At 57.1% G+C, this 19,800-nt stretch carries 17 protein-coding genes and 1 pseudogene; 13 read left to right on the top strand and 5 right to left on the bottom strand.

Features of this window, described 5'->3' with window-relative positions; all coding sequences use genetic code 11:
* Nucleotides 1-196: 196 nt before the first annotated feature.
* The 4 genes from ACNYC6_RS28395 to ACNYC6_RS28410 all read left to right on the top strand — a co-directional run bounded on the left by ACNYC6_RS28395 (nucleotide 197) and on the right by ACNYC6_RS28410 (nucleotide 3,683).
* Complete coding sequence (locus ACNYC6_RS28395; protein WP_419710205.1) at nucleotides 197-334, top strand: hypothetical protein; 138 nt, start codon at nucleotides 197-199, stop codon at nucleotides 332-334.
* 109 nt (nucleotides 335-443) lie between these two features.
* Nucleotides 444-1,733 (top strand): NAD(P)/FAD-dependent oxidoreductase, encoded by a 1,290-nt coding sequence (locus tag ACNYC6_RS28400; RefSeq protein WP_419710206.1) that lies wholly within the window; start codon nucleotides 444-446, stop codon nucleotides 1,731-1,733.
* Between the two features lie 25 nt (nucleotides 1,734-1,758).
* Complete coding sequence (locus ACNYC6_RS28405) at nucleotides 1,759-2,313, top strand: helix-turn-helix domain-containing protein (protein ID WP_419710207.1); 555 nt, start codon at nucleotides 1,759-1,761, stop codon at nucleotides 2,311-2,313.
* A 23-nt stretch (nucleotides 2,314-2,336) separates the two neighbouring features.
* Nucleotides 2,337-3,683: a glutamine synthetase family protein gene (locus ACNYC6_RS28410; protein ID WP_419710208.1), complete on the top strand. Its 1,347-nt coding sequence runs from the start codon at nucleotides 2,337-2,339 to the stop codon at nucleotides 3,681-3,683.
* 220 nt (nucleotides 3,684-3,903) lie between these two features.
* Here ACNYC6_RS28410 and tssA read toward each other — a convergent pair.
* A pseudogene (gene tssA, locus ACNYC6_RS28415) lies at nucleotides 3,904-4,746 on the bottom strand (type VI secretion system protein TssA); the annotation flags it as partial.
* 262 nt (nucleotides 4,747-5,008) lie between these two features.
* Here tssA and ACNYC6_RS28420 point away from each other — a divergent pair.
* The 9 genes from ACNYC6_RS28420 (at nucleotide 5,009) to ACNYC6_RS28460 (ending at nucleotide 15,017) form a co-directional block, all read left to right on the top strand.
* Complete coding sequence (locus ACNYC6_RS28420; protein ID WP_419710209.1) at nucleotides 5,009-6,019, top strand: hypothetical protein; 1,011 nt, start codon at nucleotides 5,009-5,011, stop codon at nucleotides 6,017-6,019.
* Between the two features lie 9 nt (nucleotides 6,020-6,028).
* The gene (locus tag ACNYC6_RS28425; RefSeq protein WP_419710210.1) at nucleotides 6,029-6,751 is read left to right on the top strand and encodes a hypothetical protein; all 723 of its coding nucleotides are present in this window, start codon (nucleotides 6,029-6,031) and stop codon (nucleotides 6,749-6,751) included.
* A gap of 31 nt (nucleotides 6,752-6,782) precedes the next feature.
* A complete protein-coding gene (locus ACNYC6_RS28430; protein WP_419710211.1) occupies nucleotides 6,783-7,508 on the top strand; it encodes a hypothetical protein in 726 nt (241 codons plus the stop codon).
* Nucleotides 7,509-7,560: 52 nt separating this feature from the next.
* On the top strand, nucleotides 7,561-9,414 hold the full coding sequence (gene tssI / locus ACNYC6_RS28435; protein WP_419710212.1) for a type VI secretion system tip protein TssI/VgrG: 1,854 nt from the start codon (nucleotides 7,561-7,563) through the stop codon (nucleotides 9,412-9,414).
* 12 nt (nucleotides 9,415-9,426) lie between these two features.
* A complete protein-coding gene (locus ACNYC6_RS28440; RefSeq protein ID WP_419710213.1) occupies nucleotides 9,427-10,008 on the top strand; it encodes a DcrB-related protein in 582 nt (193 codons plus the stop codon).
* Between the two features lie 36 nt (nucleotides 10,009-10,044).
* Nucleotides 10,045-10,512, top strand: coding sequence for a DcrB-related protein (locus tag ACNYC6_RS28445; protein WP_419710214.1), 468 nt, complete (start codon nucleotides 10,045-10,047; stop codon nucleotides 10,510-10,512).
* A gap of 5 nt (nucleotides 10,513-10,517) precedes the next feature.
* Nucleotides 10,518-13,478 (top strand): DUF6531 domain-containing protein, encoded by a 2,961-nt coding sequence (locus tag ACNYC6_RS28450; RefSeq protein ID WP_419710215.1) that lies wholly within the window; start codon nucleotides 10,518-10,520, stop codon nucleotides 13,476-13,478.
* A gap of 93 nt (nucleotides 13,479-13,571) precedes the next feature.
* Nucleotides 13,572-13,787, top strand: coding sequence for a TOBE domain-containing protein (locus ACNYC6_RS28455; protein ID WP_007904463.1), 216 nt, complete (start codon nucleotides 13,572-13,574; stop codon nucleotides 13,785-13,787).
* 210 nt (nucleotides 13,788-13,997) lie between these two features.
* Nucleotides 13,998-15,017 (top strand): ABC transporter substrate-binding protein, encoded by a 1,020-nt coding sequence (locus ACNYC6_RS28460; RefSeq protein WP_419710216.1) that lies wholly within the window; start codon nucleotides 13,998-14,000, stop codon nucleotides 15,015-15,017.
* Nucleotides 15,018-15,100: 83 nt separating this feature from the next.
* Here ACNYC6_RS28460 and ACNYC6_RS28465 read toward each other — a convergent pair whose 3' ends face one another.
* From ACNYC6_RS28465 to ACNYC6_RS28480, 4 genes are all read right to left on the bottom strand, one after another.
* Nucleotides 15,101-15,463, bottom strand: a complete 363-nt coding sequence (locus ACNYC6_RS28465; RefSeq protein WP_419710217.1) for a hypothetical protein — start codon at nucleotides 15,461-15,463, stop codon at nucleotides 15,101-15,103.
* A gap of 227 nt (nucleotides 15,464-15,690) precedes the next feature.
* The gene (locus ACNYC6_RS28470) at nucleotides 15,691-16,323 is read right to left on the bottom strand and encodes a response regulator (protein WP_419710218.1); all 633 of its coding nucleotides are present in this window, start codon (nucleotides 16,321-16,323) and stop codon (nucleotides 15,691-15,693) included.
* A gap of 33 nt (nucleotides 16,324-16,356) precedes the next feature.
* On the bottom strand, nucleotides 16,357-17,724 hold the full coding sequence (locus tag ACNYC6_RS28475) for a cache domain-containing protein (RefSeq protein WP_419710219.1): 1,368 nt from the start codon (nucleotides 17,722-17,724) through the stop codon (nucleotides 16,357-16,359).
* Nucleotides 17,725-18,079: 355 nt separating this feature from the next.
* Complete coding sequence (locus ACNYC6_RS28480) at nucleotides 18,080-19,336, bottom strand: OprD family porin (RefSeq protein ID WP_419710220.1); 1,257 nt, start codon at nucleotides 19,334-19,336, stop codon at nucleotides 18,080-18,082.
* Nucleotides 19,337-19,800 lie beyond the last annotated feature (464 nt).

Here is a 19,800-nt window from a genome sequence, read left to right on the forward strand (position 1 = left end):
TTTAGTTGTTCGTACGGTTCCGTGCTTTAACGCTTGTTCGTACGACGGACAGGAGCAAGTCTAGGCAGAAAATCGCGATTTGCAGGGGAGGGTTGAAGCGGGGGTGAAAAAGTGGGGGCAAAGCGCCGGGTCAAGCAAACCCTCACGCTGGTGGATGTCGGGAATTCCAGATGTCGCCGTCGTGGGCGTAGTGGCCTTGCCGTTGCTGATCACATCCCGCAATGCGCATTCACCCGCCATCCGGATCGGATACCAGGACGGCGCGATGATGGTGGCGGCGCGCGGGCAGGGGCAGGAAAAGCGGTCGGCGAAACCGCATTTGGGCTGCTTTTGATATCCGCTGTTTGGATTAAAACGCGCTTTCGTCTCTGAATCATTGCCTGCGTGAAAATCATCGTGTATTTTTTCATGAAATTAGAACTATAAAATTTCATGGAGCCGGAATGTTTCAGCAATCCACGCAGCATGTTGCCAGCTATTACGCCCATACCTGCGCCGATCGCCTGGTCGATCGGCCGGCACTCGACGGTGAGCAAGACACCGAAGTGCTGATCATCGGCGCCGGTTTCAGCGGTTTGCACACGGCACTGCGCCTGGCGCTGGCCGGCAAACGCGTGACGCTGCTGGAGGCCAGCCGGGTGGCGTGGGCGGCTTCGGGGCGTAACGGCGGGCAGGCCATTCTGGGTTGGTCCTGTGACATGCCGCCACTGGAAGCCGCACTGGGTTATGAGCGCGCGCGGCGGCTGTGGGACAGCATGCGTTGGGCGGCGCGGGAGTTACGTGAGCTGCCTGCGCGCCATGGTTTCGATTGCGACTATCGGCCCGGTCACCTCTGGACGTCGGTGATGCCGCGACGGGTCAGCCTGCTGACGGAATGGCAACACGAGGCCAGCCACAAATGGGGTCACGACGCTTTGCAGTTCATCCCGCGCGAGCAACTGCCGGATTGGGTCGCCAGCGAGCGTTATCAGGCCGGGTTGTTCGATCCCGAAGGCGGGCACTTGAATCCGCTGAAACTGGCTTTGGGACTGGCCGCCGCGATCGAGCGGGCCGGAGGCGTGATTCATGAACAAAGCAAAGCGCTGAATTATCACGAGGACGCCAACGGCTACGTGGTCACCACTGAGCGCGGTCGCATCCGCGCCGATGTGTTGGTGCTGGCCTGCAATGCTTACCTTGACCGCCTCGACCCGCAGCTATCGAGTTGCGTGTTGCCGGTTGGCACTTATCAGGTGTCCACCGCGCCACTGTCCGAAGCGCAGGCGACGGCGTTGCTACCGAGCAATGTGTGCGTCACCGACAACCAGTTTGTGCTCGACTATTTTCGCCGCACACCTGACAACCGGCTGCTGTTCGGCGGTGGCTGCACTTATCTGGGTGGGATGCCGAAAGACATCGCCGGCGCAACCCGGCCGTGCCTGGAACGGGTGTTTCCGCAATTGAAAGGCGTCGAGCTGGAGTTCGCCTGGGGCGGTCACATCGATCTGACCCTCAAGCGCACGCCGGACATCGGTCGACGCGGCGATGTGTACTGGCTACAGGGATACTCCGGTCACGGCGTACTGCCGACCCTTGCCGGGGCACGGGCAGTTGGCGATGCGATTCTCGGCCAGCCGGACGAGTTGGCGTTGTACCAAGGGTTGAGTAACGGCAGCTTTCCCGGCGGCAAGTACATGGCAGCGCCACTGGAAGCCATCGGCAAAGCCTGGTATCGGCTGCGCGACAGCATTTGAAGCAGCAATTTTTGGAAGCCTCCAGATGGACATGCAAGAAGAGATTTCGGCGCTGGCGATCCTGATCCAGGACCTGCGCAAGCACAAGAAATACACCCTCAAGGAATTGGCGGACAAAATCGGCCGGTCCGTGGGGTTCCTGTCGCAGGTCGAGCGCGGTTTGTCCCGCCCGACGGTGGCGGACCTGACCGCCATCAGCGAAACCCTCGGCGTGCCGACCACCTATTTCTACAGCCTGCCCAAACCCATGGCCTTGCCGTGGGTGACCCGCCCGGACGAGCGCCGCACGCTGTACTACGCCGACGGCATCACCGACATCATGGTCTCGCCGAAAATGCGCGCGTCTTTTTCCATGCTCGAAAGTCAACTCGAACCGGGTGCCAGCAGTGGCGACCGGCATATGAAAGACAGCTCGGAGCAGGGTGGCTATGTCCTCGAAGGGGAATTGACGTTGTGGCTGGATAACGATGAGCCGGTGACCCTGCGTGCCGGCGACAGTTTTCAACTGGCCAGTCACGCCCATTGCCGCTACGGCAATCTCTCAGACCAACTCACCCGCGTGCTTTGGGTTTACACCTGATAAAAACAACAAGGAACAAAATGATGGATGCTGTGTGCTCTGATCTGCTGGCCGAAGTGCGTGGGTTTCGTCAGCGCTACCCCGATGTGCGCTACGTCGACCTGATTGCCCTGGACATTCCCGGGCATTTCTACGGCAAGCGCTACCCGATCGAAATGCTCGAAAAAGTCGCTGCCGGCAGCGCGCTCAAGTTGCCGCAGAACTGCGTGTTGCTCGGTACACAGGGCGGGCTGTTCAAGATCGGCGACTACTGCTTCAACGACGGTGATCCCGATGCGTTGCGTCGCCTGGTGCCAGGTACGCTGAAACGGGTGGGCTGGGAAAAACAGCCGTTGGGACAAATGTTGATCACCTCTGATGGCACAGAAAAACCGATCGAATTCGAACCCCGCGAAGTGTTGGCGCAAGTGCTGGCGCGGCTGGGCCGCAAAGGCATTTTCCCGGTGGTGGCGTTCGAGTTGGAGTTCTATCTGTTCGACAGCCAGTTGCGCGATGGCTTGCCGCAGTTTGCCCGTGATCCGCTGACGGGTGATGCCGATGATCAACCGAACATGCACATCGAGCGTCTGTCGCGGTTTGCCCCGGTACTCGATGAAATGGTCGAGACCGCCCGGGCGCAAGGCATCGATGCCACGGTGATCACCGCCGAGTTGGGGCCTGGCCAGTTTGAGATCAATTTCGGTCATCTGGATGACGGCCTGCGCGCCGCCGACTGGGCTGCCCTGTTTTGCCGTAGTACTCGCGGCGTCGCGCTCAAGCACAACTACCGCGCCAGCTTCATGGCCAAGCCTTACTTGCAGCACCCCGGCAGCGGCATGCATGTGCACGTGAGCCTTTACGACGGAGCGGGCAACAACCTGCTGGCGGCGAACGGGCAGCAAGCGCTGCGCCATGCGGTCGCGGGCTGCCTGGATGTGTTGCCGCACTGCATGCCGATCTTCGCGCCAAACCACAACGCGATGCGTCGCTTGAGCGGCACGGTGAACGTCGCCTCGCGAGCCAGTTGGGGTTTTGAAGACCGTGACGCCTGCCTGCGAGTGCCGGAGTCGGACGCGAAAAACCTGCGGATCGAACATCGTCTCGCCGGTGCCGATGCCAACCCTTACCTGGTGCTCGCCGCGATTCTGGTCGGGCTGGAGCAAGGACTGGAACACGGTCGCGAACCGATTGCCCCGCTCAACGAAGACCGCAACAGCGGCATCGATTTCCCGCTGGAAATGCTTGAGGCCGTGCAGTCTATGCAAGGCAACCCGCCGTTGCGCGAAGGACTGGGCGCGGAGTTCGTCGATGTGTATTGCGAAAACAAGCGCCAGGACCACTTGGCCTTCATGCACGAGATCAGTGCGCGGGAGTATCGCTGGTTCCTGTAGTTAAAGAGGTTTCGAGGTTAACCTTAAAAAATATCTGGATATTTAAAGGCTTAGAGAGGTTAGTAACTGGTTGGTTAAATAAAATATCTTGTTACAGAGCGAAACATTGCGTAATATCCGCGCCGCGTTCACCACCACGGTTTATGCATTTTTAAGTCCCGGGCGTCCATCAGCTGCCCGGGATTTTTTTTGCCTGCAATTTCTACATCCTCTCAGTGAGTCAGGACTTTGCTTCCTTGGTCCCCAGCACATCACGAATGTTGTCCACCACATTGCTGTCCTTGATCACATCATTCAGCCAACCTTCGAGCGGCATGTTGCCCCATTTGATCGCGCGTTCGATCAGGTAGGGCACGGGACTCTGGGGCTCGGTCTGCTTGAAGAACCGCGCGATGCCCGCCAGCAGGGTGAAGGCCTCGTCGCGGGTTTGCGGTGTGGTGCGCAGCGGGGTGACGGGGATGTCTTGCCGGGTCTGGGTCATTGCGGCACCTGCAGGTTGTGCGCCAGCGATTTCGGCGAAGGTCGGGGTGGGCGCGACAGGGGCCGGGTTCAGTTCGATGCCGCGGTCCTTGAGCAGTTTTTCGGCCAGTTGGCCTGTGCGGGACAACACGTCATGCAGCCCGGCAAAGCTTGGCGCGTCTTGGCCGAACAGCCTGTCGGCGGTGCTCTGCAGTTGCTGGCACGCGTTGAGGCTGGCGGCTATTTCGCCGGCCTTGAGGCGCAGGTGATCGGAGTCGGTCAGCACCACCGAACGCTGGAACACCTCGGCGTTGATCTTGCCTTCCTCGAGGGCGGCGCGCATGGCCTGGGGGTTCTGCAAACCGAGGTTTTCGACGTGCCGGGATTCGTCGTAACGCAGCAGGCCGTACTGCTGGCCCTGGGTGATGGGCAGTCCGCCCACGACATCGGCCAGGGTTGTTTTCATCCATGCCAGACGGGCAGCGCGTTCATCAACCCCATCCTCGAGGGAAGGGAAGAGGCCGCTCCAGAAATTGTCCAGCAGGCGTTCGGCCAGGGTCAGGCCGAAGGTGATGCCGGTGAAATGGTACTTGTGCGCCAGGGCGCATGGGTGTTTCCTTTCGCACGTATTCAAGTCCCGGTTCGACAAACTGTGATGTGCTTCTCGTTTTTCAATATGCCAAGAACTTTTTGCGGGTAGGGTGATCGCATCCCGGAACAGACAGCTGGATCAGTTGGTCTTTATTGTTGTTTGCTGGAGCGAGGCTTCAGCTAGTTGAGCGTGACGTGCAGAAAGTGCGTAGAGCCGTTACACGGCGATAGTTTCCTACGGAACTTTCCGATCGGCGGGTATAGGAGAAAGGAACATGGACGAAAGATTTTTACCCTGCACAGTGGCCAACCCTCGCGGAACGCGCCAACAAGCCGGATTGATCGGTGGCGGCAATCTTCCATTTCCCAGCGAGATTGCCTCGCGGGCTTTTCCTGCACCGCAAAATTTTGCCGGTTACTACGCGACCAATGATTACAACGCGGCAATGTTTCTTGCCCATGAACTGGCTTCGCCTGAATTGGACATGTCGCCTAGTGAGGCGCAAGAATCCTTACAGTTATTGCGTTCGTTAATCAGGAACCTGTCTTCGGCGAAGGATATTTCAGTCGAAGCGCTGAAAGAATTGCAGAAAACCGCCGAGGCCATCCCGGAGATAGGGCCCTTGATGTTTTCTCCGGCCAACTTGCCAGGCACCTTGGTCAGTGCCGGAACCAGCATCGCTGCGTTAACCAAGTCAAAGTCGGTTGTAGACCTGCTGGATCTCTCCGCGGCCGACAAGAAAAAGCTGATCAAGTGGGCCAATAGTCGTGGAACAGCGAACTCGACTTCGGCTAAAAAAGCCTTTAAAGGTCGGATAAAACTGATTCGGGTTGCGGGGCAGTTGCACTTCGAGGTGCCGATTACAGCTCAGGCGCAAAGTTACAAGGTGCTCGGTAAGATAGGGGGGCAAGTTGCTCATCTCCCAGCTTATGGGACCAAGGGGGCGCTCAATCAGCGTGCGATGCTTCATGCCGAAGGTGCAACGCGCGGGCTAAAGTTTATGACAGGTAATACCGTAGGCATTGCCTTGGCCGTTGGGCCGCAGGCTTATTTTGATTATACAAGTTCGGCATCTATGGATGAGTTTTATAGGCGGTCTGCATATAGCCAGCCCACTAATGTGGCTGCGTTTGCGGGAGGCGTCGTTTTTACAGCATTCGCAGGTGCGCTGGGGGCGCCGCTTGTTATTGTTCTGGCATTTGGTTGGCTGGGTGGTGCCGCCGTACAATCGTTCATGGGGCGTGGTAACTATGATAAAGAGTTTGGGAATTACCTGACAGAATGAGAGTGCTAAATGTTTGATCCTGATGCATATATGATTAAAAAGCTACCGTGGCTCGTGTTTTTTGCGGTGGTATTTGCGGGGGGGTTCAAAATCTACGAATTTCCGAATTATTGGTATCTATATTTTTTACTTAGCTTCGCTATGTTGGGGGTGACATTATATTTGGCTTATCGATGTGAGCGATATACAAATTTTGTATTGGTGACGCTGTGCGCTGGTTTGTATTCCTTTATGTATCTTATGTGTAGTTTAAGTTATTTGATTTTGAGAAAAGATATAGGGTTTGACGTGGGGCCGGCGGCCATGCTGGGAGTAGCGCCTGTGCTAGTAGTGGTTGCGTTGTTTGTTCTGATTTATTTTACTAAGTCCTCATATTTTCCTTTCGAAATTAATAGTGGAAGAGTCGCTGTTCGTGATTTCAAGGCGAAAGATTTTGGCATCGTTGGTGGGGTGTTAGTAGGTGTCTCAACATTAATTGGTAGTCTGTTTATAAAGTCTGTTGGTTCGTTTAATGCTGGGGCGGCCTCAATTTTTTTTGGGACTTTTATTTGCGTGTTCTTACTAATACGTCTTCGGCATACAATCCGCGGTATCCGTACTCTTCGCTTGCAAGAGCGTGGCATACCTACCCCGTACACCTTCATGAGAATTGATGAGATTCGTGAAGCCCGTAACCGGTGGTGGATGGGTAGGTTGTTGAAATGGTTAGGCACCCTGCGTACTTCGGCGTGATGTGGGCGGGAGTTTATCGAGTGAAGTTTTCATGATTGACGCGAAGAATATAAAAAAACACATTTTTTTGACGTTTTTTGTGGTTGCTTTTTTTGGTGCTTTTGGCCCCTTTGATTTGGAGTATTTTTGGTGGTGTTATTTATTTGTTGTTGTTTTTTATTTTGGTTTTAGTTTGTATTTGATTTATTGTTGTGAGAGGTTTGTTGTATTTTTATCAACAGTATTTATAACTGGGTTGGTGGCTTTACCTTTTATTTCCGGAAATTTGGCGTACTTGATCGCTTCAGATTTTTTTGGTAAGGGGGACTTCAGGTCTGTTGCCATTGGGATAGCACCAATCACCATCGTATTTCTGACGTTTCTAGTGATTTTCTATAGTAAAGCATCGTTTTTTCCTTTCGAATGCGTAGGCAATAGGGTTGCAGCCCGGCCAAAAAAAGTTGCGAATGCCAAGAGTTATAATCTCGGATTAATTTCCGGTGTGTCGACGCTTACAGGCAGTATGTTTCTGAAGTCAGTGGGTGCAGATACGGGAGGTATAGTTGCGATAATGATCTGCACGGGGGGTTGTGTATTTATGTTGTTCTACTTACGCCACAGCATCCGAGGTCTCCGCACCCTCCGCATTCGGGAACGCAAAATGCCCACCCCCTACACCTTCATGCAAATCGACGAAATACGCGAAGCCCGCAGCCGCTGGTGGCTGGGCCGGTTATTTAAATGGATGGGTTCCCTGCGCCAGTCGACAGGTTCCTGATAGCCAAACATTAATGCGGCGGTTGCCCGAACATTGATTACAGGAGTTACACATGACAATGGATCTTTCATCCTTGTTTACCGCGCAGAACCGGCGCCTGTTCAAACTGAATATGCCGCTTAAAAGTGGCCAGGAACTCCTGCTTGAATCCTTCGTCGGGCACGAGGGCCTTTCGATGGAGTTCGGCTTTGAACTGGAGCTGTTGTCCGATGATGCCAGTGTAAAACTCAAAAGCGCGCTGGGGCAGTCGGCGACGATCGAGATTGAATTGGCTACGGGCGCAAGTCGCTACATTAACGGGCATGTATTGCGATTCGGTAGTAGTGGCAGCGACGGTGGGATGTGTCGTTATTCGGCGCTGATCGGCTCCTGGCTCAGTTTGCTTGAACAGCGGTTTGACTCGCAGATTTTCCAGGACCAAACGGTCGAACAAGTGATTACCCAAGTGTTCAGTCGTTATGAAGGACTGGCCAAGTTCGAGTTTCGAGTTAACCGTGCGCTCAAACCTCATAGCTACATCACTCAATATCGGGAAAGTGATCGGCATTTCGTAATGCGCCTGCTGGAGCACGAAGGGCTGTTCTATTACTTCGAGCACACCGCCGATAGTCACACGTTGATCATCATGGATGATTCAACCCAGTTACCTGTACTGCCAGAGCAGCCTCAAGTGCGATTTCACACGGCTTCCATTACGGAGTCGGCGGACTCGATCACCCACTGGAATGCGGAAAGGGAGTTGCAATCGAGCAAAATAGCGGTCCAGACCTTCGATTACCGCCAGCCTCAAAACCGCCTTCCAGTGACCATGAACAGTCTCAATCAGCAGGGCGATGTACCTGCGTTCGAGATTTACGACTTCATGGGGCAGTACACCCATGGAACGTACGACGACGGCGAAGTGCTGGTGCGCAATCGTATCGAGGCACTGGAACTCAGAGGCAAGGAGTTTTCCGCTGCGAGCAACTGCCGGGCGATGCGACCCGGTTACACGTTCGAGCTCACGCAGCACTACGAACACGATAATGGCTCGGTCGATGACCGACAGTTTTTGTTGATGAGCATCCAGCATCGGGGCAGTAATAATTATCTGTCCGGCGGACAGGCGGGTTATGCCAACAACTTTTTTTGCGTACGCAAGAAAATCAAGTTTCGACCTCAACTCGATACCCTGACGCCAACGATATCCGGCCCACAAACCGCCATCGTCGTCGGCCCACCCGGCGAAGAGATCTACACCGACGAACTGGGCCGGGTAAAAGTGCAGTTCCACTGGGACCGTTACGGTGAGTTCAACGACAAGAGTTCTTGTTGGGTCCGCGTGTCGCAGTCCGGTGCCAGTGGCGGTTTTGGCAGTGTCCTGATCCCTCGCGTTGGCGACGAGGTGGTCGTGGCGTTTCTTGATGGTGATCCAGACCGCCCACTGGTCATGGGCAGCCTCTACAACAGCCAGAACACCCCGCCGTGGTCGCTGCCGGCGAACAAGACCCAGAGCGGGTTTCTGACGCGGTCGATGAAGGGTGACGGCGGCACGGCGAACTTCTTCCGCTTCGAAGACAAGGCCGGCGCCGAGCAGATCATCATGCATGCCGAGCGCAACATGGACACCGAGATCGAGGTCGACGAGATCCACAGTGTCGGCAGCAACCGCACGATCACGGTCGGTGGCACGCACACCGAAACGATCAAGAAAGACACGGTGATGAATGTCCAGGAAGGCTCACTGACGATTCAGGTCGACAACCAGTTCATTCAGGTCAGTGCCAATCAGCACATCATTCTTCAGGTGGGGGACAGCAGCATCACCCTCACGCCGGACGGCATCGAGATCAAGGGCAAGGCGATCACCACGACGAGCACTGGCACGACCCAGATCACCGGTTCCGAGGTCAGGGTCAATGACTGAGGTAGCGGCGCCATGATCAGAACCAGCCTCTACGATCGGATTTCCGAAAAGCGTATCGCGCAGGAGGAAGCTGCTCGCGTTGAGTTGCAGAACGCACCGGTCATTGAACCCGAGCCGGAACCCGAGCCCGAACCTGTGGTGGCGCTGCAAGACACGCCCAGCAGTTTCAGCTTCGGTGGCTTCAACCTGGCGTTCCCGACGGGGTTCAATTTCCGCGAGGTCCAGACCACCCTCGATCACCAGGGCGAGCCGGTCAGCCTGACCATCAAGCGTCGCGATGTGCAACAGGGGCAGACCCTGGAGCAGCTTTTCGAGGCGTCGGTGCAGGGCTTTCGCAAAGACCATCCGGACGTGCGCATCATCCGCCAGCGCGATGTCCGCGTGGCTGGCAGTGCGGCGAAGTCCGTGGACCTGCATTTCAAGTCCGGTCATGCCGAACGTCATGCGCGCCTTGTCGTTGCCCTGGTGCCTGTCGCCGGGCGTGACGATATGCAATGGCTGAGCATTGCTTGCGAGATTGATCCAGCCCGACCCGCGCTCAGTCTGTGGCTGGTTGATTTTGACGACATGCTCGATGGCCTCGCTGCCCGCTGAACGCCTATTTTTTTTGATTCAAGGAAGTTACCCGAAATGGATTATGAGTTGCAGGAAGGCAGCATCGCGTTGCCACAAGGTTTCCAGGACCGCACGGTGAACATGTTTGTGTTGGGGGCGAGCATTCCGGCGCCGTTGAGTATCACCATTTCCCGGGACACATTGCTGCCCGGCGAAGCGCTCAAGGCCTACGTCGAGCGTCAGATCAAGATGCTCGCGTCCAAGTTGCGCGGCTATACGCTGCTGGGCAAGAAGGCCGTTGCGCTGTCGACCACGGCGCCGATCGAGGGCGTGCAGATCGATGCGTATTACATGACCGATGGCCGACCTTTCTACCAGCGCCAAGCGGCGTTCCTGATCGAGCCTGGACGCGCGATCATTTTTTCCACCACAGCCCAGGCTGACTTCAGCAGCGAGCAGAATCAGAACTGGATGGACCTGCTGGCGAGCTTTCAGCCTCGCCAGCCCGGCGGCCCCAAGACCGACTCCAGCCCACCGGAGTAACGGCCATGTTTGAAGCCGCAAGGTTTGGCGATGAACTGTCGCACACCAGCGCCCTGGGCGGGTTTCTCATCGGTGCGGCGCTCGGTATAGCGTTGATCGCCACGGTGGCGATCGCTACGTTCACCTGTGGGTTTGGCGTGGCTTTGTTGGCGGGTTTGGCCGCAGGCGTCGGAGGTAGCCTGCTCACCGCGGCCGGGGAGAAGATAGGCAGTATGTTTTCTTCACCCGCGGGGACCATCGTCACTGCGTCGCCCAACGTGTTCATCAACAGTCGCAAGGCGGCCCATGTCGAAAAAAGCACGGGGGCCTGCGACAAGCATCCCGGGCCGGTAAAGGTCGCCGAGGGCTCGACCAACGTCTTCATCAACGGCACGGCGGCCGCCCGCAAGGGCGACAAAATGACCTGCGGCGCAACTCTATCCAGCGGCTCGGACAATGTATTCATCGGTGGCGGGACCCACCGCTACCTGCCAGTGGACGACGAGATTCCCGGTTGGTTGCGGACCACGGTCGACATCCTCATGGCGGTCGCCGGTGCGGCCGGTGGTATCGCCCAACTGATCAAGGCAGGGACCCAGGCCGGCATGAAAGCCGTCATGCCCTGCGCACTGAAATTCACCGCCGGGTTCGTCGCCGGCGAGGTCGCCTCGCGTTACGTCGTGGGGCCGGCCATCGAGCGCGCGGTGGGAGGCTTGATCGGCAACCCGGTTGACGCCACCACAGGCCGCAAGGTCATCACCGACGAAACCGACTTCAGTCTGCCCGGCCTGATGTCGATTCAATGGTCCCGCTTCTATGCCAGTGACCTGAGCGCTGACAGCGTGCTCGGCAAGGGCTGGGTCTTGCCCTGGGAGCAAAGCCTGCGTCGCAGTGGCGCCTTCGTGTACCTCACTGACAATCAGGGGCGCAGTGTTCCGTTCGTGGACGTGCAGCCGGGGGAACGCATCTACAACCCCCATGAACAGGTGCATCTGGTCTGCACCGAGGGCGGCCACTACCTGCTGCAAACCCTCGACAATACGTTTTTCTACTTCGGCGAAGTCGCGGACGACAACATCCCCGTACCACTGCAGCGCATCGAAAACGCCCTGGGCCACTTCCTGCATTTCACCCACACCGCCGAAGGCACGCTCACCGACATCAGCGCCACCGGTGGCGTGCGGGTACACCTGCATTACGACAACCCGCTGGGCCGCCTGACCGACGTCAGGCGCGTGGTCGACAACGAGGCCGTTGAAACCCTGGTGCAATACCGTTACGACGACAACGGCCAGCTTGCTGAAGTCATCAACCGCAACGGCGATTCAGTGCGCCGTTTCAGCTACATCGACGGCGTGATGGCCAGCCACAGCAACGCCCTGGGCCTGACCTGCAATTACCGCTGGGAGCACATCGACAGCCAGCAACGGGTAGTGGAGCATTGGACCAGCGATGGCGAGCGCTTCCAGTTCCGCTACGACAGCAAGGCGCGCACCACGCGGGTCACTGACGTGCTCGGGCGCGAAGCCGAGATTCACTACAACGCCGATCATCGCATCACAGCCAGCCGCGACTTCGGCGGCGAGCACTACGTCATCGACATCGATGACACCGGCAACATGACCGGCCTGACATTGCCCGACGGCAACAGCATCACACTCAAGTACGACGAATACTCACGCCTGCTCGAAGAGACCGACCCGCTCGGGCGCACGATCAAATACCGCTATCACCACCTGACCCCGCTGATAACACAGGTGGACTACCCGGACGGCAGCACCTGGCAAGCCCGCTACGACGACAAGGGCAACCTCATCGCCGAAGTCGACGCCCTCGGCCACACCACCGAATACCTCAACGGCGACGACGGCCTGCCGCACACCATCATCGATGCGACCCACAAGTCCAAATACCTGTGGTGGAACACCCTGGCCCAGGTCGAACGCTTCCAGGATTGCTCGGGTAAAAACACCACCTACCGCTTCGACGAGCGCCAGCACCTGGTCGCCGTCACCGACGCGCTGGGCCAGACCACTACCCTGGAACGCAAACCCGACGGCGAAGTGCTGCGCATCCATCATCCGGACGGCAGCGCCGAGTCCTTCACCTACAACGCCCTCGGCCAGGTGCTCAGCCATACCGACGGCAAAGGCCAGACCACGCGCCTGCTGCGCACCGCCCGTGGATTGCCGAGCAGCCGCCAGGACGCCAAGGGCCAGCGCATCCGCTACGAGTACGACCCGGCGATTCGCCTGACCGCGCTGATCAACGAAAACAATGCGGCGTACCAGTTCGCCTACGATACGTCCGACCGCTTGATCGAAGAAAAACGCATCGACAACCTGAGCCGACGCTTCAGCTACAACCTCGGCGGGCATCTGACCCAGGTCGACGAAACCGGCTACGGCGAACGCGGCGAACAACCACAGCGTCGTACCGAGTTCGAGCGCGACAGCATTGGCCGGCTGCTGGCCAAACTCAATGCCGATGCCCGTCAGGATTACGTGTACGACGACGCTGATCGCCTGCTGTCGATCCAGCGCCTGCCGACCGCGCAGGGCAAGCAACTGGGCGTCAGCGAAGAAACGCTGGAATTCTCCTACGACCTGCTCGGCCGACTGATCCAGGAGACCACGCCGCAAGGCGCCTTGTCCTACGAATACGATCAACTGAGCAACCTCACCACGCTGACATTGCCCACCGGCCAACACCTCAATCACCTGTACTACGGCAGCGGCCACCTGCACCAACTCAACCTCGACGGCCAGCTGATCAGCGACATCGAGCGCGACGACCTGCACCGCGAAGTCCTGCGCACCCAGGGCACGCTCACCAGCTGCTTCGGCTACGACGCCATGGGCCGCAAGCGCTGGCAGTTCGCCTCGCGCCTGCCGGCGGAAAAACTCTCGCGCCTGCACAATCCCGGCATCCAGCCGGATTCGGTGCCAAGTAATGCGTTTATATTCCCTAACGCTATAAATAGATAATTATATATTCCTTTTGTTGTCATCAAAGGCAGTGCACCTTGAGGGCCTGCCCATCCATGCGGAAGGGCTCGACATCAGACAGGAAGCCTCATCATGACTATCAAAGCGATCAACGTCCGTAATCAGTTCAAGGGCGTCATCAAGGAAATTCTCGAAGGCGAAGTGGTCTCCGAAATCGACGTGCAAACGGCGTCGGGCATTGTCACTTCGGTGATTACCACCCGTTCGGTGCGTGACCTGGAATTGAAGGTCGGGAGCGAAGTCATTGCCTTCGTCAAATCCACCGAAGTCTCGATCGCCAAACTCTGAGTCCGGTCTCAACGCTTTTCTGTAGCAGCTGGCGTAGCCTGCGTTCGGCTGCGCAGCAGTCGTAGTTCCTGAGCATGAGGCAGTCAAGGAGGACCGCATTGCTTGAGATCGCGACTGCTACGCATCCGAACGCAGGCTTCGCCAGCTGCTACGGATTGTGTGAAGACTTGAGTGACTTAGTTCGTTCCTTCAATCGCTGATGAGGTTTTCATGGTGGGTCGTTTCAAGAATTCAGGGTTGACGCTGTTGGCGGCATCCGTTGCAGCGGTGGGTGTATTGCTCAGCCCGGGTGCACAGGCCGAAGGCAAGATCAGCATCGCCCAGCAATTTGGCATCGGTTACCTGATTCTGGATGTGGTGCGCGATCAGCAGCTCATCGAGAAACATGGCAAGGAGCAGGGCCTGGACATCAAGGTCGACTGGAACAGCATTTCCGGCGCCACGGCGATGAACGAGGCGTTGTTGGCCGGCGCACTGGATGTGGTGTCGGCGGGCGTGCCGCCGATGCTGACGATTTGGGACCGGACCAAGGGCAAACAGAACGTCAAGGCGATCGCGTCGCTCGGCTCGATGCCCAACTACTTGCTGACCAATAACCCGAATGTGAAGAGCCTCAAGGATTTCACCGAAAAGGACCGCATCGCGGTGCCGGCGGCGGGCGTCGGGTTCCAGTCGCGCACGTTGCAGATCGAAACCGCCAAACAGTTTGGCGATGAGCATTTCAAGAAGTTCGACGATATCTCGATCAGCCTTGCGCACCCGGATGCGACGGCGGCGTTGATCGCCGGTGGCTCAGAAATCAGCTCGCACTTTTCCAGTCCGCCGTTCCAGTATCAGGAGTTGCAGAGTCCCAACGTGCACAAAGTGCTGAGTTCCTACGACGTGTTGGGTGGCCAGGCGACATTCAACGTGCTTTACACCACTGAAAAATTCCACGACGAAAACCCGAAAACCTACAAGGCGTTCTACGACGCACTGGCCGAGGCCGAAAAGATCATCAAGGCCGACAAGTCCGCGGCGGCCGCGACCTACATTCGGGTCGAGCAGTCGAAGTTACCGCTGCCGCTGGTTGAGAAAATCGTCAACGATCCTGAAATCGACTTCACGATTACTCCGCAGCGCACAGCTGTCTACGCCGAAAAACTGCAGGCGTTGGGCGTGCTGAAAAACAAGGCCGATAGCTGGAAGGACTACTTTTTTGAAGAAGCACACGGTGGTGCGGGGAGCTGAGTTGCCTTCATCCTGCTGAGAAGCATGAAAAACCCGGCTGATCAGGCCGGGTTTTTTGTGGTGTTGCGGTGAAGCAATTGGTTTCAGGCGACGGAGTTGCCTTGGAGACGATCCGAGCCATCGGCGGCGACAGTGTTGCCTTGCAGGCGGTCGGAGCCATCGGCGGCGACAGTGTTGCCTTGCAAGCGGTCGGAGCCGTCGGCAGCGACGGTGTTGCCTTGCAGGCGATCCGAACCATCAGCAGCGACGCGGTTTTCGATCAGGCGATCAGAACCGCCTTCAGCTACACGATTCTGGATCAGACGATCCGAACCACCTTCAGCCACACGGCTTTCAATCAGTCGATCCGAGCCGCCTTCAGCGACGACAGGTTGAGCAGAAGTTGCGGCGAAAGCGTTAACTGCGAAGATCGAGAAAGCGATGCTGAGGATGGTTTGGCGTTTCATGATCGTGTGCTCCGGGGTGTTGTTGGTTGGTATGGAGCTGATGTTACGCCGTGGAATTTTTAAGAGAACTTCATTGAGTTAATGGTGACTATTGACGCAGTCAATGGTTGCGAACTGCTAATTGTAGGAGCAGAGCTTGCTCGCGATGAGGCCGGTACATTCAAAATGTATGTCGACTGATACGGCGCCATCGCGAGCAAGCTCTGCTCCTACAGGTTCATTGGTCGCTAGCGAGAAATAAGCCCATGATCCAGGGCGTACTTGACCAGCGCAGCAGGCTTGTCGATGTTGAGCTTGCGCCGAATGCTCAAGCGATGGGTTTCCACCGTGCGCACGCTGATGTCCAGTTCCCGTGCCATTTCCTTGTTGTTCATCCCTTGCGCCATCTTCACTAACACCTGGCTTTCCCGAGGCGTCAGCTCGTTGTCGGTGTTCTTGTCGGCGATCAGTCGCTGGGCAATTTCGGCGCTGTAGAAGGTTCCGCCGCTGCTGATGGCTTCGATGGCCGCGATGATTTCCCGTGACGGGGCGTTCTTGAGCACGTAGCCGCTGGCGCCGGAGCGCACCGATTCACTGACGTACTCGTAATTGTCGTACATGCTCAACACCAGCACTTTGAGCGACGGGTACTGGCTGCGCAGCACGCGGGTCAGCTCCAGGCCGTTCATGTCCCGCAGGCTGATGTCGACCAGCAACAGGTCTGGTTGGCAGCGCCCGACCATCTCGATGGCCTCGGCACCGCTTTCGGCTTCGCCCACCACTTCCAGGGGGGCCATGACGGCCAGCAACGCCTTGATGCCGTCGCGGACCAGGGAGTGATCGTCGACCAACGCGACGCGGATCGGGGAGGGCAGGTTCATTCAAGGCTCACTCTTGTTGGTTTGCGGGCGATGTCAGCGTTTGCCGCCGGGCATTTTCATCGGCAACAGAACATCCAGTTCACTGCGTCCGGGTGTCGAGATCAGGTCGAAGCGCCCACCAAAGTGTTCGACCCGCTCACGGATATTACGCAGGCCAATGCCGGCGTGACGACGTTCGACCTGGGCGACATTGAACCCCACACCATCATCAACCACCGTCAGACGCACGGATTGTTCACAGCCGCGCAGGGTAATGGAAACGTTTTTTGCCCCGGCGTGGCGTTCGATATTGGTCAGGCCTTCCTGCACGATGCGGAACAACGAAACAGCGGCACCATCAACCAGTTGGCAGTCGAATTCATTGTCGTTGTAAGTCACCGTAAGACCGCTGCGCTGCTCGAATTCCGCCGCCAGTTGGCCGATGGCTGCCGACAGGCCGAGGGTGTCGAGCAACGATGAGCGCAGGTCGTGGGACAGGCTGCGAACTTCGCCGATCGCTTCACCCAAGCGCTCGGTGGCGTCTCTTAAGGTGTTCAAACCCTTGTCGTGTGCCTGGCCTCTCTCCAGCAGATGGCTGGCCAGTTCGAACTGAAACTTGATCGAGACCAGCACCTGGCTGATGCCGTCGTGCAGCTCGCGGGATACTCGCGAGCGCTCTTCCTCCTGGAGGCTGACGATGCGCTGGGTCAGGCGCTGCAGTTTTTTGTCCGCCAGACGGTGCTCGCTGACGTTCAGCGTCATGCCGGTGGCGAACACGAACAGCACCGCGACGAGGGCGACCACGGCAATTGCCATCATGGTCTTGCGAATGCCCTGGGCTACTTCGGCGCGGGCTTGCTGAGTCGCACGTTCGACGTCTTCGAGGTAGATGCCGGTGCCGAGCATCCAGCCCCAACGATCGAGCATCACCACATAGGCAAGCTTGTCGGTCACCTGGCCGGAGGAGGGTTTGTTCCAGGCGTAGCGTTGAAAACCTTCACCCGATTGCGCGCTTTTGAGCAGCGCCTGGATCACCGGCAGACCGTGCGGGTCTTTCATGTCCCACAGGTATTTGCCCACCAGCTCCGACTGCCGCGCGTGCATCAGGCTGCGGCCCTCGTGGTCGTAGACGAAGAAGTAACCGTTGATGCCAAAGCTGAGTTTGCGCAGTTCTTCCAGCACTTTTTGCTGGGCGTGGGCGTCGCCGTGGCCATCGTCGTACAGCGGCTCGATCAGGCTTTTTGCCATTTCCACGTAGTTTTTCAACTCCGCGCGCTTGCTCATCAGAATGCTGTCTTCGATCAGCTGCGCCTGCTGATCGCCCAGTTGGCGGTTCAGCGAAATGACCAGTGCGCAAATGACGGCAATGGCCAACACCAGCGGCAGAATCCCGAGGGCGACGATCTTGTGTTTGAGCTGCATGTTGACTCCTGCCCGCGCGAAGGGTCGGCATCATATGCCAAAGATACGCCTTGTAGGAGCGAGCTTACCCGCGATGGAATTTCAGGCGCCGAGCGGCGTCGGTTTACGTTTCTTGAGTAGCCATCAGAAATGAGAGGCACGCTGTATTAGATTTGAGAATTAGCTTTTGGGCGTCGCCGGAATTGAGACTGGCTTTTATCGCCAGCGCAGGATTGACCCAGTTACCAAGTTTCCACTGACCCAGGCTCTTACCTTGTGAACCATTACCAGAGCGGCACTTTTGCCGATTGGTGTTGGGCCAGTGTGGTATCGGCTACTGGGTCAATTCGGCGCCAGCGCCAACTCGCGTGATTGCCTAGAGTATGTTCAGAGGGTATTCGATGAAGGCCCGGACTTCATTCAGGTTAGGGCCGACATCACGATCTGCCCGGTAGATCGAGTTGCGCAATTTGAAAGACAGATCCTTGAGTGAGCCGTCCTGCACCACGTATTTGACCTGGTTGAAGAACTCACGCTCGGTACCGTCTTGCTCGCCCCCTGCATCAATGTTGCTGCCGCGCACGTAAGCCGTCTTGTACGTCAGGCCCGGTACGCCGAACTCCGAGAAATCCAGCTCATAACTCAGTTGCCAGGACTGCTCGTCTTTCAGGTTGAAGTCAGAGTAATAAGAGTTGGCGACGTAAATGGCGCTACCACCGTCGCCGTAGTCATAGGCATAACCTGCATCGCCGCTGTTACGTTGATGGGCGACGATAAACGCATGCGCGCCGACGCTGTATTTGGCCGCCAGGCTCCAGATAGTGTTGGTGTCATTGACGCCATCGCCACCAAAATCCAGCGCCGCTTGGGAGCCATCGTCATAGTCGGTACGGTAGATGTTGAAATCGAGGTTCAACGCCTGGGACTCGGAAAACGGCACTGTGTAATTCACGTTGCCGTAGTACTTCTTGTAGGTGTCCTTCACGTCGGAGTGATACGCCGCAACACTCAAGGCGTCGGTCACGCTGTAGGTGCCGCCAATCACATCAATACTCTTGAGATGATTCGGATCCCGTGCCGGATCGCCCATCGGGCTATCCGCCGTGAACCGTCCTGCATTCAATTCCAGGCCTTCAATTTCCTTGCTGGTGACCAGCGTGCCGGTGAAAGCTTGAGGCAACAGACGCGAATCGTCATACGCCAGCACCGGCATTGAAGGGAACTGGTTGCCGTAACGCAGTACGGTATTGGAGAAACGCAGCTTCAGTGCGGCGCCTGCCTCCGAGAGATCATCGACCGGGCGGCCATCGCTGTCGGCGTCGAAAAAGGCCGTGTAGTTGCGCCCGCGACCGCTATCGAGCTTCACACCGAGCAAGCCATAAACATCCAGGCCGACACCGATGGTTCCCTGGGTGAAGCCGGACTGGAACGTACCAATAAAACCCTGGCCCCACACCTTGGCATCATTGGTGTGATTCTTGTAATCGCGGTTGAAGTAGGCGTTACGCAGCAGCACATTCAGGTCGCTGTCTTCAACAAATCCTTTGGAGTCGGACTGATCACTGGCAAACGCACAGGACGTGCTTGCCGAGATGAGCGTGCACGCGATCGCGACATGTTTAGGATTAAACATTAGATACTCCCAATAGCTGTGTTCTTGATTTTTAGTGTTGGCAGGAGGCTGCGAAGGTCGTGATATCCACAATAAAGAATGTGGTTATTGGCGGGGGTGATTGTTTGTTTAGGAGTTCCCACCCGTTGCAGCAGACGATAAATACTATTGAAAGCAACCTTGGTGATAAGTCCTATTTTTGATTCCAGTTATCAATGAAATCAATAATGTATAGAACCAAAACACGGATATGCTGACGGCGATGAATGCACGAGGTGCGGTTCTGGCCCCTTGGTGCAGGGGTATCTCCACTTCATCACTCCTTTGATGTACTTTTTTGGCCCGCCCACGCGCGGGCCTTTTTTATGTACGCCGTTGCGCCTGACGATGACTGTCTGGCTGATGGTCAGAATCCTCTTCCAGCTCAGGCAACAAGGCATCCAGATCGGGAATCAATTTTTCCAGGGAGGACGTGGGCTACGCCT

Origin of the sequence: Pseudomonas sp. NFX224, assembly GCF_048565165.1 — a bacterium.
In the GTDB taxonomy this organism is placed as follows: domain Bacteria; phylum Pseudomonadota; class Gammaproteobacteria; order Pseudomonadales; family Pseudomonadaceae; genus Aquipseudomonas.

Bases quoted from the DNA above. Each gene is read 5' to 3' on its own strand.
- ACNYC6_RS28425 (WP_419710210.1), top strand. From the start codon at position 6,029: ATGTTTGATCCTGATGCATATATGATTAAAAAGCTACCGTGGCTCGTG.
- ACNYC6_RS28470 (WP_419710218.1), bottom strand. From the start codon at position 16,323: ATGAACCTGCCCTCCCCGATCCGCGTCGCGTTGGTCGACGATCACTCC.
- ACNYC6_RS28455 (WP_007904463.1), top strand. From the start codon at position 13,572: ATGACTATCAAAGCGATCAACGTCCGTAATCAGTTCAAGGGCGTCATC.
- ACNYC6_RS28405 (WP_419710207.1), top strand. From the start codon at position 1,759: ATGGACATGCAAGAAGAGATTTCGGCGCTGGCGATCCTGATCCAGGAC.
- ACNYC6_RS28465 (WP_419710217.1), bottom strand. From the start codon at position 15,463: ATGAAACGCCAAACCATCCTCAGCATCGCTTTCTCGATCTTCGCAGTT.
- ACNYC6_RS28480 (WP_419710220.1), bottom strand. From the start codon at position 19,336: ATGTTTAATCCTAAACATGTCGCGATCGCGTGCACGCTCATCTCGGCA.
- tssI (WP_419710212.1), top strand. From the start codon at position 7,561: ATGACAATGGATCTTTCATCCTTGTTTACCGCGCAGAACCGGCGCCTG.
- ACNYC6_RS28440 (WP_419710213.1), top strand. From the start codon at position 9,427: ATGATCAGAACCAGCCTCTACGATCGGATTTCCGAAAAGCGTATCGCG.
- ACNYC6_RS28410 (WP_419710208.1), top strand. From the start codon at position 2,337: ATGGATGCTGTGTGCTCTGATCTGCTGGCCGAAGTGCGTGGGTTTCGT.
- ACNYC6_RS28430 (WP_419710211.1), top strand. From the start codon at position 6,783: ATGATTGACGCGAAGAATATAAAAAAACACATTTTTTTGACGTTTTTT.
- ACNYC6_RS28475 (WP_419710219.1), bottom strand. From the start codon at position 17,724: ATGCAGCTCAAACACAAGATCGTCGCCCTCGGGATTCTGCCGCTGGTG.
- ACNYC6_RS28445 (WP_419710214.1), top strand. From the start codon at position 10,045: ATGGATTATGAGTTGCAGGAAGGCAGCATCGCGTTGCCACAAGGTTTC.
- ACNYC6_RS28420 (WP_419710209.1), top strand. From the start codon at position 5,009: ATGGACGAAAGATTTTTACCCTGCACAGTGGCCAACCCTCGCGGAACG.
- ACNYC6_RS28460 (WP_419710216.1), top strand. From the start codon at position 13,998: ATGGTGGGTCGTTTCAAGAATTCAGGGTTGACGCTGTTGGCGGCATCC.
- ACNYC6_RS28400 (WP_419710206.1), top strand. From the start codon at position 444: ATGTTTCAGCAATCCACGCAGCATGTTGCCAGCTATTACGCCCATACC.
- ACNYC6_RS28450 (WP_419710215.1), top strand. From the start codon at position 10,518: ATGTTTGAAGCCGCAAGGTTTGGCGATGAACTGTCGCACACCAGCGCC.